Source organism: Flavobacterium collinsii, from assembly GCF_946903285.1.
Lineage (GTDB): Bacteria > Bacteroidota > Bacteroidia > Flavobacteriales > Flavobacteriaceae > Flavobacterium > Flavobacterium collinsii.
This window is the reverse complement of record NZ_OX336425.1, coordinates 5,201,143-5,218,720: the sequence shown is the minus strand read 5'-3', so window position 1 is coordinate 5,218,720 and position 17,578 is coordinate 5,201,143. Positions and strand designations below refer to the sequence as shown.

Here is a 17,578-nt window from a genome sequence, read left to right as displayed (position 1 = left end):
TCCATTAGGTCTATAAGGTGAATTGGAATTTATAGTACCAAGACCACCTGTTGATGCACTATTTAAGGAAATTGTAGAACCAGAAGGCTTGTCAAATGCACTGTTAATTTGGTTCATTGTTATAGGTCCGTTTAGAGGTAGTTCCATTATTGTTTTAAGTTTAAATGTTTAAGAATAAGTTTCATTTTTTTATCTTGACCCTCAATTTGTATCTGTTGTTTTTTGACCGCTTCGAATAGTACAGCAACTGCATTTTGATATTTAACAGCTTTTGTACCATCTTCACGTGTAATTACCAATTCAGGAAAAGTTTCTTCAAGTTCCTGAGCAATAAATCCAATATTGTCTTTTTGATCATTATCTATTCTATCATACATGATCCCTCTTGAAGCCTGAATTCGCTCAATTACATTTTCAATAGGTCTGATGTTTTTTTTAACTCTGGCATCCGAAAAAGCAGTAACATCTCCAGTAACGGTTAAAGAAGAACCTGTAATTGCGCCAGAGAAAGCCGAATATGCAGAATAATTAATATCTGTTAACACAGTTTTCCATGATGTCCAGTCTGTAGCACTATTATGAGTAGTACTACCTCGAAATTTCATGCCGCTACCATCTCTGGCAATAGTCAGCTGTTGTCTACCATCACCTGAACCCATATGCAATGTTGAGGTATAGTAATATCCGGATGATGGCTGTTCTTCCCTGATAATTGTCGAAATATTACCTGTCAAAGTATTTATTTGGTTTCCTGGTTGAAAAGGAAAACCAGTCGAATTACCGGTCACACTTATTGGCCAATTTCCTGAGGCATTAGAGCCATTTAGTTTAGCTGCATAATTAGTAAAGTTTTCTGTATCCATAATAGTCCTCCAACCTGACCAGGAGCCAGAGGTCATATTTCTGCTCAATAAACTACCATTCCAAAAAGAGTTAGCAATTTGAAAGCCATAACCATCAGTACCTGACCAGTCGCAGCCTGCGATGTTAATCCAATTCCACCAATCGTTATTCGGCATTCCGGTAACGGTATTTCCGTAAAAGAAACCGGATGGATTTGCTTCGTCTGAAGTATTTGCATTTTCATTGTTTTTTGATATGGAACGGCCTCTTGCATTCTTGCCCTGGACTACATTATTTGGATTGAAATTTCCAACATGCAATGCTGTGTTACCATTTATCGTGACGGGATTTCCTAATGGATTAATATCAAGAGGATTTCCATTATGGGATTGTATGAAATTTCGATTAGAATTAGTTCCAATTGCAAAATTTGAATTAATCGGAGTACTGCTGTTTGGGGAACCCTTTAATAATGAACTGTCATTCCCTGAATGCCAAACAGTATTTCCTAGAACCAATAGCTCTTTGTTAAAATAAAAATTTGGTCTGTCAGTGTAAATGTGCCCATGACTACTATTTGCAGGGCCAAAATCGATGTAACCATATTGTGTTTGATTTCTGGCCCATCCGTCCTGTAAAGTAATATTAGTAGATCCATTATTTAAAGAACCGGAACTCCCTGTTATATTAATTCCCCATGTACCAGAAGCTCCCGAACCTGTTGTAGAAGCTTTGGAGTTTAATTGTGTCTGGATTGAACTTGTAGCATCATTAAAAGTCTGTTGACTTGAAGTTTGAAACTTTCTTGATGTAGTTTCAGTAATTTGATCTGCATTGTAATCGCCAGCTTGTGAAGTAATAGCACCATTTCTTCCGAAAACCTTTGTTACTTCACTGGTAGGAGTTAATAATTCCTGCCAGTTATTTAAAACAGTTGAATTTGAGCCTTTCAGGATGAAAGATTTATTCAAATCGGTTCTTACCGCAATATCACCAGTTTCTGCAGTTAAAGCTAACATAGCTGCTTGTGATGCTACAACAAAAGTATCATTTATAGTAATAGCAGGAAGCTGCGACGAAATTAATTTTCCGTCTGGACCTAAACCGGCATAGCCGTTAACAGTGTTTTTGTTAGATGTATTTTCAGGAGTATAACCCAAAGTAGACTGTTTAGAATTCCATGAAATTTTTTCTGTATCTGACACAAATCTGTTAGCAGGATCCTGAATAATGATATTGGCAGGATGACTTTCAGGATGCACATAATTTGAAAGTGTTCCCAAACGGGCAATTTCGCTATCAGAAAGTAAACCTTTGCCTGCAATTTTATCAACTTTATTGTTTTGCAAGCTTTTACCCATTTCGGCAGTTAGCGCTTTTGCAGTACCTCCGGAAGTTAAATCGTTTACTAATATTGTGCTTAAAGAATTGCGGACCACTTCAATTGCATCACCTAATTTTTGAAGTGTATTTAAATCGATATGGTCAGAAATAAGAAGTCCATTTACCTCATTGATTAAATCTTTAAGAATTTTTCCTTGTCTTGCATCCAGAGCTTTACCTGGAACAATATAATCAAGGGAGTTGTAATTGTCTGTTTTTATATTGTTTACATCGCTAAATTCTAATTCACCATTGTTGTTTGTCGTTAAAATTTTATTGGGCAGATTTTTTTCTAAATCTGCTACTTTTATTCTGTTATGATTAGTATTCATTTTTTTGTTTTTGGATAACTATAAATTATTTGAAATTTTTCTTGGAAATTATATACAAGTAAATCCAAATTCTACATTATTTCTATTGACTAAAGATTTTTGAATCATTAATTTTAAAAAATAATTATTCTGTAGAATTTGGATTGAATACTTGAAAGTTTTTAAAAGGAGGAGTTATTTTTGTTCATCAAGATTGGGGTACGATTATAAATTATTTTGAACGTTGTTTGTAATGTTGAGTTTAAAAAAAAAGTGATATACTGTATTTTAGTTGTGTTTTTAATTGTAAACCCTGATTTCAAATGATACTAAATTTAAGTTCATTTCAGCTGAACTTCCTCCTGGATTATAACAGCTTAATGAAACGCTATCTGCTGTATTTTGTGAAGCTGATAAAGTATTAACATTTCCTGTTCGAGTGACAAAAACGACTGTTTTGTTTGATGCGAAAGTTCCCGTTAGCGTGCAGGAGTAACTGCCTAAACCAGCTCTGCTCCAAACAGGTAGACCACCTAAAGTGTTTTCTAATACAGTTGCAACGGGAGGATTGGTACCAGACTGACTTAACAAAGCGGTATATACTTTATAGGGTCTGGTAAAACTTTGAACAAAAGCAGTAGTTGCAATTTGGGTAGTATTTGTTCCCGGTGCTGCAGTTGGGGCTGTGGGAACTCCAGTTAAGGTTGCTCCCCCGGTAAATGTATTGGCAATGATGTCTCCGGTTTTATTGACAGTATAAGTATCGACTCCATTGTTTTGACCTCTATAAAGAATAGCAGTAGATTCAGGAGTAGCATTTACCTTAATCCCCGTTTGATTTATATATGGTGCTTTTAAATTTATCAATATACCATTAGTTCCTTCTGTGTCTATTTTATATCCGGTTGCTCCATAAGCAATAGTAGATGAAACTGCTGTACCACCTGCAGCGTCGAAGATGGCTCCCACGCTAAGTGTATTCGCTCCGGAATTTGTTCGTATACCTTGAGATAAACCTTGACTAGCACCATTATCAAAGGAAAGTACTCCAGTTTTTTTCTGATTGCCATATATAGAAATGGTATCATTAGAAAGCGCTAAAACAGCGTTCGCTACAAAAGCATTTGTTGCTAATTGTGTTGTTCTTGATCCTGAGGCGGCGGTTGGAGCTGTTGGTACGCCAGTAAATGAAGGTGAAAGCAAATCTGCTTTTGAGTTCCAATTTGCTTTTTCAGTATCCGTTACAAATCTATTATTACTATTCTGTGAAATAATTTCTGGCGGATGATTAGCAGGATGCGTATAGTTAGACACTGCTGCAAGTCGCGCAATTTCGGTGTCAGAAAGTAAACTTTTACCAGCAATTTTATCTACTTTATTATTTTGTATAACCTTCCCCATTTCAGCAGTTAATGCTTTTGCGGTACCACCAGTACTTAAATCATTTACTAATAGTGTATTTAAATAAGCTTGTCCTGCTTCAATCGCATCCGCTATTTTCTGAAGCGTATTAAGATTGACATTATCAGAAGCAACTAATAGTAGTACTTTATTTAGCTGAATACGCCCTGTTTCGATGGCGTCGGCTATTTTCTGAATTGTATTAAGACCGATATTATCAGAAGCAACCAAAAGGTTTACATCATCTATTAAATTCTTTAAAATTTTTCCTTGTCTTGCATCCAGAACTTTTCCCGGAGCAACATAATCAAGCGCATTGTAACCTTCTACCTGAATAGTGCTGATGTCACTAAATTCTAGTTCCCCTTTGCTGTTTGTAGTTAAAAATTTATTGGGCAGATTTTTTTCTAAATCTGCCATTTTTATTCTGTTATGATTAGTGTCCATTTGTCGTTGTTGTTTTTAGATTATAAACTATTTGAAGTTTTTTCTTGAAAATCATACAACACGTAAATCCAAATTCCCTATTATTTTTTTCTTCTAAAGATTTTTTGATCGTCAATAAAAAAAAAATTTTGTGGAATTTGGATTAAAGTGATGTAAAGTTTTTAAAAAGAGAAACTATTTTTGTTTGTCAAGTTGATTTTCTGTTTTAAAAATCAGTTTACATTGCTTGTTTGTAGTTATGGGTTAAAATTCCATTTGCAAAAAAGGTGTGAAATGGATTCAACGTCATCGGGTAGATATTTCGTTTTTCCAAGTTAATTGTTACAGCAGTGACCGGTATAATTTCTCTGTCTATTGTGTATAAATGATCTCCAACAACAATATCCCCCAATGCAATAAATTTCCAATAGCCATCGCGCTGAACTAATTGCAGGTGAGTAGGGGTAGCCTCAAATAAACCGTCATTAACGATAATAGTTTTATAAGCAACTTTGTGTGTAAGTTTTGTTATTGGAGAAGTAATTCGGTTTTCAGATAAATAGGTGCAAGACCATTTGTACAACTCTTCAGCATTATTGGTATCGTTAAGAGTTTCAATTTCGGCAGAAAGTAATAGTTGGTCCAGTGTAAGTTCTTCAATTGGTTTTCTTGAACCATCAGGTAATGTGACAAGAGTGCCTTCAACAAGACATCCGCCACTACCGCCACCGCCAGTCGGAGGTACATAGGTAATTTCGCATTTTCCGGCGTTATTGGCATACGCTTGCACATTAGCCGCTAACCAGTCGTCCGCCTGAGTATTAGCATCTGCCAGACTTATGGTAGAGAAAAATTGATTTGGATAAGAAGTATATACAACCGTACTTCCACTATATCCTCTCTCACAGTTGTTTCTTTTCGCGCTTAATTTCCTTTCTTCACTATAATACCTTGTACTGGGTACGCAGGTAGTTGTATCCAAAACGGGAGCAATGTAATCCGGATCTGTAACTACATTTGGTTTTGTTGGCTGTCCTGTGGGAGTTCCGTCTTCGTAGTACAATTCGAGGTCTGCAAAAGATTTATATCCTGTATTTCCCATATTTTTTTTTTAATAGTTAATTACAATTTGTCCTGTAGACGAATCTTTGATGTAGGTAATGTACCCGAGGTTAGTAACTGCTTCAATATTTCCATGCAGATTCTTACCTTGCACAGGCACTTTTTTAGAGAAGTTTTTTTGTTCAACCAGAGTTCCGCCAATGTTAATAATGTCATACCCTAATTTATCCATTTTTCCACCCAAGTAGGTTACTATTTCAACGTCTATATTTCCGGTGCCTACAGTAGTGTACCATGATCCTGCCATTCGTACCTGAACGCTATTCAGAGTAGGGTAATCTGTTATGATTTTACTAAAATTTACCAGACAGCTTTCGACACCATTTGCGTCTTGATTATCGCCAGCCCACATAATATAAGAATTGGCAGCATTAGCATTAACGGGAATCTCATTATTAAATCCGTGGTTCCAGCCCATCCATTTGTTATCCAGAGGAGTTCCCGAGTTGATGATTCCTGTATAAGTATCGAAATCCTGTCCTGCCCCTAATGCCCATTTATATCTAATAATCATGTAGTTAAAAGGTGACAGTGTTACCGTAGGTTCAATAACACACGAAGGGTTTATTCCTCTCCAGACTGTTTTTTGGCAGGAACCCGCATTATTGGCATAAGCCTGAACATTTGCCGCAAGCCATGCATCTGCTTTTGCATTGGCATCTTGGACACTTATAGTTGATACAAACCGATTGGCATTTGCAGTAAGTTCGACGGAAGTTCCCATGACTCCGGCAGCGCAATCATTTTTTGCCGCAGTCAAAGACCTGGCTGTATTGTAATATTCCATAGTTTATTTATAATTGATTATGATTTGCCTTAGCTCATGCCGAAGATTTATTCAGTCAAAGAGCTAATTTGAGAAGGTAAAAGCCAAATTGTTTTTTGTAGATAATTTGTTGCTTATACCTTTTTGAAGTACTTATTTAAATTATTTTCTATTTGCAAAACTGAACTTCACCAATAGAATGGCCAATTCATTACTGACAAAACCAAACAAAGCGGCAAGCCAGATAATGGATTCTGTTTTTAAGAATAGGTTTGAAAACCTAAAAAAAGTCAAGGAGATGAAAAAGCCAATAATTAAATTAAGGAGATTGTCCAGAAACAATAATGACCAAGACCAGCGATAGGGAGTTCTATCGCTATAGTTGTACTTCAACTTTGCCCGAATTAGGACCGCCGTAAAAGCACCTATAGAAGTTAAGAGGAACCACGCCAGGCAGGCTGATAAATTTGTGGTTCCTGTTAACTGTTCTAAAGTTATTTTCAAGAATTATTCTTGTTCTTGTTTTACAATTTCACCGGTTTCAATGTTCACGCGAATATCTCCGTATTCGGCTTTAATTGCTTTTTCCAGTTCGTTGAAGTTTTGCTGCTGAACGGCAATCTGACTTAAGATATCCGCTTTTTGAAATTCGTATTGAATAGACAATTCCCCCAACGATAATCTGGCCTTATCCATAAAGACATTAAAGTCCTGTAATTTTTTTAATTGTTCTGAGTTGATTGTTTTTGCTTCTTGTTTATCGATTGTTACGTTTTCCATTTTTTAGTGTTTTTATGTTTTTGATTTTTTTTTAGAAATAATCATTATGCTGTTATTCCTCCATCGTAGATTATCCAATTGTTTGGGGCTCCGGTAAGAATTGCCCGGGCGGCTGAACTGGCTGAAGTATATTTTGCAGAACCCAAATTAATACTTAATGACGATTTTACAGGTCTTGAGCTCCACCCATTATAAATTGCATCTAAGTTCGCAGATGAGAAATTTAAAGCAGTTTTTCCAGCCATGAAGCTAGTAGCACCTGCAATATTTGATACGTTCCAATTTCCAATATTCTGATTAAATGCAAGAGCATTGTTGAACATTGATCCTATTATACTAACTTTACTTGTATTCCAATTTCCAATATTTTGATTAAATGCGAGAGCATTACTGAACATAGATTGCATTGTCGTTACTTTACTTGTATCCCAATTTCCGATATCCTGATTGAATAACGTTGCAGATGCAAACATTAATGACATGTCAGTTACATTAGAAGTGTTCCAAGCGCTAATATTTTGATTGAATACAACTGTATTGCCAGAGGTAGCCAAAAACATGGCAGACATATTTACAACATTTGTAGTATTCCAAGTACTAATATCTCCATCAAAAACCAAAGCAGAAGAAAACATACTATCCATATTTCTAACGTTAGAAGTATTCCAATTATTTAATGGTTGATTGAATTTTTTGCTACCAGCAAACATGCTACTCATATCATTAACATTACTGACATTCCATGAATTTAATGGTTGGTTAAACATTCCTGTTCCTTGAAAGGCTCCATACATTGTAGTTACTTTTGAAGTATTCCACATATCTAAAGGTTGGTTGAATTTTGCGGCACCTGCAAAAATGCTATACATATTTGTGACATTGCCAATATCCCAAGTATTTAGAGGAGAGTTAAATTCATTCGCTCCACTAAATAGCCCCATTAGAGTTGTAACTTTTGAAGTATTCCAGTTGCTAATGTCTTGATTAAAAGAGCTATAGCTAAAAGTGCCTTGCAAGGAAGTTATTTTACTAAGATCCCACTCATTAATACGGTTTATCTTTGTTAAAGATGTGCATGCATTGAATGTAAAGTGTAAAAAACTTGATTTTGAAAGATCCGGTAAATCACTAACATTGGGAAGATTTAAATTAGCACATCCCCAAAAAGCTCCTTGTTCGTAAGTTATTTGTAAAGCTCCCCATTGCAGTATTTCTATAAACTTTAGTTTATCACCAGAATTAGCAAATAGCCAACCTTGACATTTTCCCTTAATTTTAATTGTATATGTTCCAGCTATAGCATAAGTATGAGTAATTTCTGGTGAATTGTAGGTGTTTATGTAACTGCTAGATCCATCTCCCCAATCAACGGTCATATCATATTTACCTGTTGATATTAAAGGTAGTTTTACTTGATTACCTAAAGAAGAATTAGTTGAAACATTATCAGTTTTCCAAGTAGAAATAAATGGAAGACCAACGGGTTTGCTTAACCCATATTCATAAAATAATAATGGATTCATAATTATACGTTTGAAATTCTTAAATAATCTGTGGTTCCGATACTAGAAATTGTGGCAGTACTTCCAGGAGCTCCGTTTAGTGCTGCAGTTGCATTAACCTGAACTAATGTTCTACCTGCTGCTTGTACAAATGTTATTGCACCTGTACCATGTTTTAAGTACGATGCATTAAAGTCCGTACCGCCATTTACTGTAATGTTTATTGCGCTTGTTCCATTATTAATGATGACGTTTTTACCAAGTTGTTTTTTGCCATTGGCATCCTGCGTATCAGTTGTAACACTTGCACTTGTTGTAATGGTAATTTGTGAAGGTTCTCCCGAAGCCGAGGCAGTAGAAATATCGCCAGCTCCCAGGAGTGATATTCCGTTTATAGTTTTAATATTTGTTCTGAGCATAATATTATTTACATCAACATCAGAAGCTTTTAAATATTGAACATCTTCTAAGTAAGTCGTTTTACCTACTAATCCAGTAGAATCTGTTTTTAAAACTTTAATACTGTCACCTGCAGCTAATTTGCGAAATACTCCAGTATTGGTTATAACATGAATATTTCCTAAAGAATTAATTTTTACTATACCATTAGCTTTATCTGAATACATATAAACAGTAGATAAGTTTCCATTAGGAGCTAACTTTGTTAAAGAGGTGGAGTTAAATTGCATAAAATATGCATTACCATCTGAACCTGCGCTTACTGAATTATGTGTTCCAACTGTATTAAATGTTTCAACATTGCCATTTAACGAAATTCTTGAAATTTTTGGAGAGTTGTAATCTCCGCCATAAATAAAATTTCCATTCAGGGCTATATTAGTCAGTGAGCCTACATTTGTCGCAAGAATTGTTGCATTTCCAGAAGAGTTTACCTTATAAATTAATTTGTTTATATAACTATGAATATAAAAAGTACCTCCCGCTAACAAAATAGAAGATGCTGAAAATTCCGTAGTCGCAAATATAGAAAGTACACCATCTGAAGTAAGTTTATATATGTTTAGCGTTTGGTTTACAATAAAAATATTACCATTAGCGTCTACAACAATCTCTCTTATATTTTGAGGACCTACACCAACGACTGTCGTTGCTCCTGCTGAATTGGTTTTTGTTATAACAGAATTGGTATAATTTGCCGCATATACATTATTGCTAGAATCAACCGTTAAAAAAATTACACCAGTTGATGCAGATGAATGGTTAGTCCCAAAAAGAGTTTCTGTTTTTTGCGGCGTTATTTTATGAATTTCTCCGTTACTGTAGCCTACATATAGATTACCTGTTGCATCAAAAGCAGATGAGTATAAATTGATGCCATTACTTACGGTAAGCAATGTTTCGTCAATTGGAGAAGAGGTATTAGGTATTCTTGTTAATTTTAATCCACTATTAGCATTTAATCCACTATCAATTTCCCACTTAGCTGTTGGAGCAAAAGTTCCAATACCAGCATTAGTGCCATTATCAATGATTTGACTATCATTCACATTATTTCCTGTACTGTTAAATTTGGCTAATTTATTTGCTGTTCCAGTAATTGTTGTACCTCCTCCAGAAATAGTAATATCACCAGATCCTAAAATAGATGTTCCATTAACGGTTTTAATATTTGTACCTGAAACTAATGTTGCTTGTTTAGCATTTAAAGCCGTTTGAGTAGCGGTAGAGACAGGTTTATTCAAATCGCTAGTATTGTCAACGTTAGAAAGACCAACAGCCGTTTTATCAAGAGTCTGCCAGGTTTTATCACCTCTAAAGTATTGAGTATTATTACCAGGAGTAATAGTATTTTCTTTGCCTGACAAATCAACTTCACCACCAATCTTCTTCTCCACACCATCACTGCCCATTACGTACAAATCAGTAGTACCGGCTGTTTTGGCATATAATTTTGCATGCCCTGTCGTTGCCGTTGGAGCAGGATCAGAAGGAGCAGAACCGGCCAGAGTTAAAAAGCCATCTGTGATATCAGCTTTTTCGTTTAATGTAGTAAAAGAGGTTCCGGATACATTCCCGTCGTGCGTAATGAACGCTTTTTCTACGTCTTTTTTTCGAATACTGATTGCTTTTCTATTAACATTATCAGTGCTGGTATCAATAGTTGAAGTAGTTGCATTAGAGCTGGAGTTCTGAACCAATTTTAAGCAGTTAGCACTATTGTTTTTAGTAATGGTTAAAACAGTATCCGCTGATGTATCATGCGTTAATTTTAATTCTCCGTCTTTAGATTCATTACCAAGTCTATGAAGTACTTTAGTATCATCTGCATAAGTTGTAGGATCAAGAGAACCATCTCCTTTAACAAATTTAGTATTTGTCCCTTCTTCACTAACAAATCTTTTAGCGGTTACAATTCCCTCTGAATCGATTTTGGCTTTAATAACATTATCTTTAGTTACTTTTAAAGGATCACCGGTTGCTGAGGTTGAGGAGTTTATATGTACACCGGTTCCAGTCCCGGTATTGGATAATTTAATACCAGTCCCTGCTGCTGTATTTTGAATAGACACACCGCTTCCAGCTCCGCTTACAGTTACATCCAGTACTTTTGCACCGGTATCGGCTCCGCTGTTGGTTAATACGATTCCACTCGTTGAAGTTGGAGTAGTGTTGTTAAAAGTTAAGATGCCATTTTTGGTTTCATTCCCTGTGGTATGTAAAAAGCTGGTGAAGTCAATTTGCTGGCCGGAACCTCCACCCGGATTTGGACTTAAATTTTTATACCAATAATCTACTTCAATATTTCTATTGTCAATGTTTGCTGCAAAAGTGATCGCTGCAGTGTCGTAATTTATAGTATAATCTTTTCCTTCCAGTAATAACTGTCCGTTTTTAAATACTTTGACACTAAAATTGACAGGCGGTTTTTTTAGTTCTAAACTAGTGCCAATAAAGTTATTGAAATACTCTTTTAAAGGCATGAAACTATTCCCCGTGATGATTCCAATATTTTGTAAACCTGTACGTAAAAGGGCAGGTGTTACATAATGTTGATCATCGGTTCCTGTTTCGACCATTTGAAAATTGGCCTTGTCTTCGTCTTTATGAACGAAACTGTTAAAAACCTCTTGGAAGTCTCCCTGTGACGGAATATCGCCGTTCTCGAATTTGTAGCCAATGTTAGTTCTGTCTGTTGCCATGTTATTTGAAATTTATTTTCTTTCTGTAAATATTATTTTTGATTAGCTTGATTTTTAATCCCAATGAAAAATTTTCATTGGGATTCATTGAAAAATTAAAGTGTTAGAATTTTTTCTTCATTGCTGTACATACCTGAAGAGTTTTCTGCAAGTACTTTGAAATGATGGTAAATTTTTTCGCCATCATTATTTTTAATAGTCAATTGATCTGTTCCCAGTTTGGTTTCCAGTAAAGGCAATGTCACGATTTTTTCATTAGAGATTTTCTCCTGAAGTTTATCCCAGTTTCCTTGATTATTCATTTTATACAAATGATATTTACCATTATGGACTGTTTTTTCCCAACTGAAAACAATTGGTTTTAATACAGATTCATTTGCTCCTGTTGGAATGCCGGAAGCTTTTAAAACTGGAGATTTTGGAGCAACACTATCAGCAATTACGGTGGCAGTAATTTTTGATGGCTGCGATGGTGTATAATCGATATTGATGATTGGATTAAGTTCAGTCGAACTTGGGTCAGCATATTCAATTTCTCTGGAAACGGTAACTCTGTAAAAAAGACCATCACCATAAGGAACACTTTCTAAGTCTTCAAATTCATCATAAACTGTCCAGACACCATTAAAATCAGCAGATAAAGTATTCTCATCAATCAAAATTTCTTTCACAGCAGTCATCGTTCTGATCGATTGTGCATCAAGCATGTTTTTTGCACGGTAGATATTTATTTTTCTGATGTTGTACTCCGGTTTATAAGAGTTTAATTCTATTTGAACAGCAGGTTTGATTCCCAAAATCGGATTTTCTAAAACTGGCATAATTCGTTTGATTTCCGGTGTCTGTGGCGGATTTGAAGGCACTAGTTTCACCGGTCCCAGGAAAGTACTAAACTCGCTGAAATTCATTTTAATATCCATTTCACGAACGCCATAGAAATAAATGTTTTGTGAATTACCATCCAGATTAAAATCAGTAAATTGTGTTCTGAATTCTTCAGGTTTTGTGATTTTCATCATTGGAGCAATGTCCAGATCCGGATTAGGGTATTTTAGAATATTTCCATTTTTGTCTTTAATGGTTTGTTTTTTATTGACAGGAACATAACTATTGTCTTTAATGTATTCATAAATCACTGGTACTTCAGTGAGCGGTACAAAAACGGCATGAATGGCCTGCTCAATAAAGTGAATTGCTAGCAGATCTTTTTCTATCCCTGCACTCTTAGGTATAATAATTTGATTGAGTGCAGTTAAAGCCCCTATCTCCGAAACATTTTGTTTTTGTGTGGTATTATGCCATTTGATGAATTCATTAATTTCATTTTTTAACAGGACACTGTCAGGAACCGGGAAGCGGTAATTTTTTGCAGAAACATTTTCAGGAGGATAAATTGCATAATTCGCTGCTTTTTGAAGCCCGTTAAAATTTAAGAAATTCTCCCATCTGTTCGTAAAATAAGTTTCATTGTTTCCGCCAAGTTTGCTTAGATTCTCGCGAATTTTTTTAATTGTTGTGGTCTCATATAAAGCATTTAATAAAGCATCATCGTTTGCCCTGTAATGCAGCATTCCGTATGGTTTGCGTGTGTATCTGCTTGTAAAGGTGTAGGTCGATCTGTTAAAAAAATCAGGTCTTGTAGCATAAAGTGGTCCTTTAACATCTTCAGGTTTAACAGGTTTTTCAATCCTAACCGCATACATTGGATTTGGTACACTAATTTTAGAATCAAAGTCATATAAATTGGAATGACTGCTAATTCCAAAAATTGAATAATGTGTGTTTTCTCCTGCTCTTGGCTGAATTTTTGCTGACGTGATTCCGTTTGTAGGATCTGCAAAAAGATATACTTTGTAATTTGGATAATAATTTACTTCCTGTTCTTTTGGTTTCTGCTCTTCATTTTTTTCAATGATAATGTGATCATAAGCCGGATCCATTTCCTGAGTGTCGTCTTTTTTAATTTTAAAATGAGGGTCATTAATAGTTAATATTAAATCTTGATTTGTTCCAATATTATCCGCACGAACGACTTTAAAATCTTTTCGTGATTTTATGGGAATAGGATTGGATTCAGTAAAACAACTTTTAGTAAATAAACGAACAGTACCATTCATCCATTCAACAGAATTTCCATTGTTTTGATTGAACTGAGGATGCTGCCCTAATTTTAGTCCTCTAAAAGTAAGTTTGTATAACCCAAAATGTTTTTGTTCTGTTGTAGGTAAAGGGATCGGATTTCCTTTTGAATCTAATACATATTCTCCTTTTTGATCTACCTGAAAAGCATCTTCCAGAACTTTTTCGATAATGACATTTTTATTCCATATTCCTCGTGTTTTTTCTATTTGTAACGAATCATTGCCCTGACTGTCTTTCTGCTGTACAATTTCTCTATGAACAGCTTTTAAAGCTTCAGGTAACTGAACCTTAAAACCAATTGGACTTGGCTGGTTCCAGTTTTCTGGTGTCAGCATATTCTCAACTAAAGAACATAATTCGTTTATCGGTTTTTTAATATCCTTAATTTGTTCAGAATTGATTGTAGCATCGCCATCTGAAATAAGACGGTCAGTCACTTCCTTTTTTAGTACTTCGACATTGGCATAACTAAATTTTTCACCAGTAGTAAAAACATTAATATTCTGAATGATATAATTTTGCTCCCCAATCGTTAAGATACCTCCAATAAATCTGTCTTTATTAGCATCAGTTAAGTTAATCTTAATTTCTTCACCGCTACTAAGGATTTTGTATTCCTTAATTCTAATAATTGAAGTAAGTTCATTTGTAAGGCTGTTTGAAATATCATCAATTTTGGCATGCTCAATTTGAGGAAGACTATCCCTGAAATAAAGTTTAAAATAATCGGCAAACAGTTCTTCATTATCCGGAAAAATTTTATCCACAAGTAAGGCATCCTCCTTACTTACTCCATCAGGAATAGTATAGTTTAATAATTCCTGGGTAGCGTAATATTCGAAAAGGAGTCTAATATAAGTTTTGTCTTTTATGAGTTTATCGTCTAAAAGTGTTTTCAATTTAAGCTGTTCGCTCATAGAGGTAAACATCAATGGATTTTCTTCTGTAATCAATAAGGAATTAATACCGGTTGGGGGCATTAAGGTATTTTTTGGTTTGATATGAGAAGTGATTTCTAATTGGCTTCCGGATGTTGCTCTTGAGAAGATGTTAATTCCATATCCTTGATAAACATAGGTCTGTAAGCCCGTTTTTTCTTGACGAACATTTAAAAATGATTTCCCTGAATCCGGAATAATAATCGGAGTCGGCTCAAAAGAACCTGGAGTAATCCTATCTTTTTTGATATTAGAATATGCTGTGTCCGATGATAATTCCGGTTTTTGCCAGTTGGCATCACCTTTAATTTTATAATCTACCCCGACGTAAATAGGGAATGTAAAAGAGCTTCCGTCGTATTCTTCTGTAGAGTTAAAGAAAGCAGTATTTACACTGTAATCTTTGATGTCACTCATAAATAAGCTAACATATCTTTTCTTACCATCAAAACTATATCCATCAGGATCGGTGATTTTTGAAGTTTGTTCATCTTCATCAGAACCTGCGTTAAGACCCGGTAAAAAACTACTTAATTGTACAGGAAGTGATAAACGTTCTGTGTTTACAGAAGTAGGAATACTCATAGAAAGGTGTCGCACTTCTGTTGTATTTAAACCTCCTTCTAAGTTCTTAAACGTTATGTACTCTGTTAAATAGATGTATTCTCCTGAAAGAACAGTTTCATCAATATCAATGCACCCTAAACCTAACATTCGGGCAATATGGTAGTCATTTGCAGCAATGTTTAATAAATCCAGATTTGATATCTGTGTTGAATTTTCAGCAAATTTTGCTTCTTCTCCTGGTTGAGGATCATTGACTGGAATATTATCTTTGAACTTAATCGTTTCCTGTGCAGTCGGATTTGTGCCATCAAAGCTTAAGTCAATATAACTTTTAACAACTTGCTTAATGTTTTTATCATCCTGACTGGTTACACGCTTCCATTTATCCTTATAATTGTTTACGTTTACATATTCATCATCATTGAATTTTAACCATTTTCCGTGAACAGCATTTAATTTTGGCTCTAATTGTTCAAATGCTTTATTATCGTCAAGAGTCAAAGCATATTTTCCTTTTAGATCCCAAACTCCGTTGGTATTTGCATGTTGAATAAAATCGCCATAAAATTCAAAATTGATTTCGTTTAACAGGCAGTCGTTTGCTTTAAATCGAATGCTTCTTCCATTCTCAGCAACCACACGTATTGTATTTATCTGAGCTGACGAGTAGGTCTTACGATTCGTAACCCTTTTTGATGCCACAATGGTGTTTTCGGCAACAGACAATGTTTCTAATTTAACACTGCCTGAGTTAGCTGCAGCGCTAAATTTAAGTTCTGCAGCAAAATATAATTCACTTTTATTTTCAATTTCGATAATTTCATTACCGTAAGCCCGAATAAAACCGGATGGATCTTCCATTGGATTAATACTCGCTCTTGTTTGCAAATATTTTGCTTTGTTTTTAAAGTGAACATAGATAGATCTTTGCAGATTTGCCGTTTTATAAATCCATAACGCCTTTTGACGATCTACCGATTGTGGTTTGTCCCTTAAGTCTAATTTATGGGCAACTTTGGTATAAGCAGCTCTATATACTTTTACAAAATCGTCAGGTTTGTTAAAATTAGAAGGAGAATTAGCTCCGGTATATAAATCTCCTTTTGGAAGATGATTTGTCCCTAATTCTCCAGCTAAGAGCCATCTCAAATGAATTCCTCCTGTACTGTCAATACCTTTTGACCCTGCCGCTGCGATTTGTAAACTGGTAGATTGTAAAGCAGTTTTAGCTGAATTAAGGTCAACAACATGAATTTCTTTAGTTACATTAAAACTGATTTGAAATCCTTTAAGGTTGCTGACATTCGGTAGAAAAATCTTAGCACTATAGTTGCCTAAAGCAGCAGGTGTTCCCTCTATACGAATTGCAGCTTCTACATTTGCAAGAGCAGGAATGATAACTGTATTTTCAAGTGTAAAAACAAGTCCCTTTAAGCTGCTCTCATTATGAATTCTTGTCCCTGCGGGTAGGGTAAGAGGAACACGGCTTTTATTTCTGAGGGTTAAAAAACCAGCATTTTGATTAACCGCAAGACCTTTCCTTAAGACAGGATAAACTAATTTATTTTGAGTAATACTCACATTTGGCAAACACCCAATCTGAGCGTTTGATAAATCAATACTTAACTGATTTAATTCCGCTCCTAAAGTACTAAAGTCAGGAACTCTGATATAATCTGTATTTAGCATAGACAGACCATTGCTTTTTACGACAGGCGGTTTCCCTAAAAAAGAAGTGATTGGAGTTATCAGTTCCGAAGTATTGTTTACGGTGCTGGTTACACCGTAAACAAAAATATGTGATTTGTCATTTAGATCCTGATATAAGTTTTTTAGTAAATTATGATCATTTACCTGTAAACCGTCGGCCACAATCACAATAATGTCCGGAATTACAGTTAAGTTATTTACAACCTCTAAGCCAGACGCCCAATAATCAGATTGCGGATCGGAAGATCTTGTACCCAAGCGGTAAGTCCAACGCAAAAAAATACTGGAAGAATCCGAAATTGTTTCTTGAAGAATATGCTCTAATCTTGAATTATGGTCACTTTCTGACATTCTGATTAATGAAAGCGTAATTTTGCTCTGAGTCTGAGAATTGATAAATGAAGCCAGCCCATCACGTATCTGCTGCATTTCAGTACCATTTATCGAACCCGACTCATCGACAACGATAGCGATGTGTTTTTCGCAACCTGAGAATTGGCTTTCTTGAAGATTTATAGAACTCATT

General features: G+C 35.2%; 9 protein-coding genes. All 9 read right to left on the bottom strand.

The features are described from left to right. Positions 1 to 146: 146 nt before the first annotated feature. The 9 genes from OGZ34_RS20900 to OGZ34_RS20860 all read right to left on the bottom strand — a co-directional run bounded on the left by OGZ34_RS20900 (position 147) and on the right by OGZ34_RS20860 (position 17,577). A complete protein-coding gene (locus OGZ34_RS20900; protein WP_263361605.1) occupies positions 147 to 2,558 on the bottom strand; it encodes a tail fiber domain-containing protein in 2,412 nt (803 codons plus the stop codon). A 279-nt stretch (positions 2,559 to 2,837) separates the two neighbouring features. Beyond that, entirely contained in the window at positions 2,838 to 4,385 is a 1,548-nt protein-coding gene (locus OGZ34_RS20895; protein ID WP_263361604.1) for a hypothetical protein, read from the bottom strand. A 217-nt stretch (positions 4,386 to 4,602) separates the two neighbouring features. Further along, positions 4,603 to 5,466, bottom strand: a complete 864-nt coding sequence (locus tag OGZ34_RS20890; RefSeq protein ID WP_263361603.1) for a Hint domain-containing protein — start codon at positions 5,464 to 5,466, stop codon at positions 4,603 to 4,605. A gap of 9 nt (positions 5,467 to 5,475) precedes the next feature. Then, complete coding sequence (locus OGZ34_RS20885) at positions 5,476 to 6,273, bottom strand: DUF5977 domain-containing protein (RefSeq protein ID WP_263361602.1); 798 nt, start codon at positions 6,271 to 6,273, stop codon at positions 5,476 to 5,478. A 141-nt stretch (positions 6,274 to 6,414) separates the two neighbouring features. Further along, positions 6,415 to 6,756 carry a hypothetical protein gene (locus tag OGZ34_RS20880; RefSeq protein WP_263361601.1) on the bottom strand — a complete coding sequence of 114 codons (342 nt, stop codon included), beginning with the start codon at positions 6,754 to 6,756 and terminating at the stop codon, positions 6,415 to 6,417. 3 nt (positions 6,757 to 6,759) lie between these two features. Beyond that, positions 6,760 to 7,032 carry a hypothetical protein gene (locus OGZ34_RS20875; protein WP_263361600.1) on the bottom strand — a complete coding sequence of 91 codons (273 nt, stop codon included), beginning with the start codon at positions 7,030 to 7,032 and terminating at the stop codon, positions 6,760 to 6,762. Positions 7,033 to 7,076: 44 nt separating this feature from the next. Beyond that, on the bottom strand, positions 7,077 to 8,555 hold the full coding sequence (locus OGZ34_RS20870) for a BspA family leucine-rich repeat surface protein (RefSeq protein WP_263361599.1): 1,479 nt from the start codon (positions 8,553 to 8,555) through the stop codon (positions 7,077 to 7,079). A gap of 2 nt (positions 8,556 to 8,557) precedes the next feature. Continuing rightward, positions 8,558 to 11,695, bottom strand: coding sequence for an NHL repeat-containing protein (locus OGZ34_RS20865; RefSeq protein ID WP_263361598.1), 3,138 nt, complete (start codon positions 11,693 to 11,695; stop codon positions 8,558 to 8,560). A gap of 95 nt (positions 11,696 to 11,790) precedes the next feature. After that, a complete protein-coding gene (locus OGZ34_RS20860) occupies positions 11,791 to 17,577 on the bottom strand; it encodes a hypothetical protein (protein ID WP_263361597.1) in 5,787 nt (1,928 codons plus the stop codon). Between the last annotated feature and the right edge of the window lies 1 nt (position 17,578).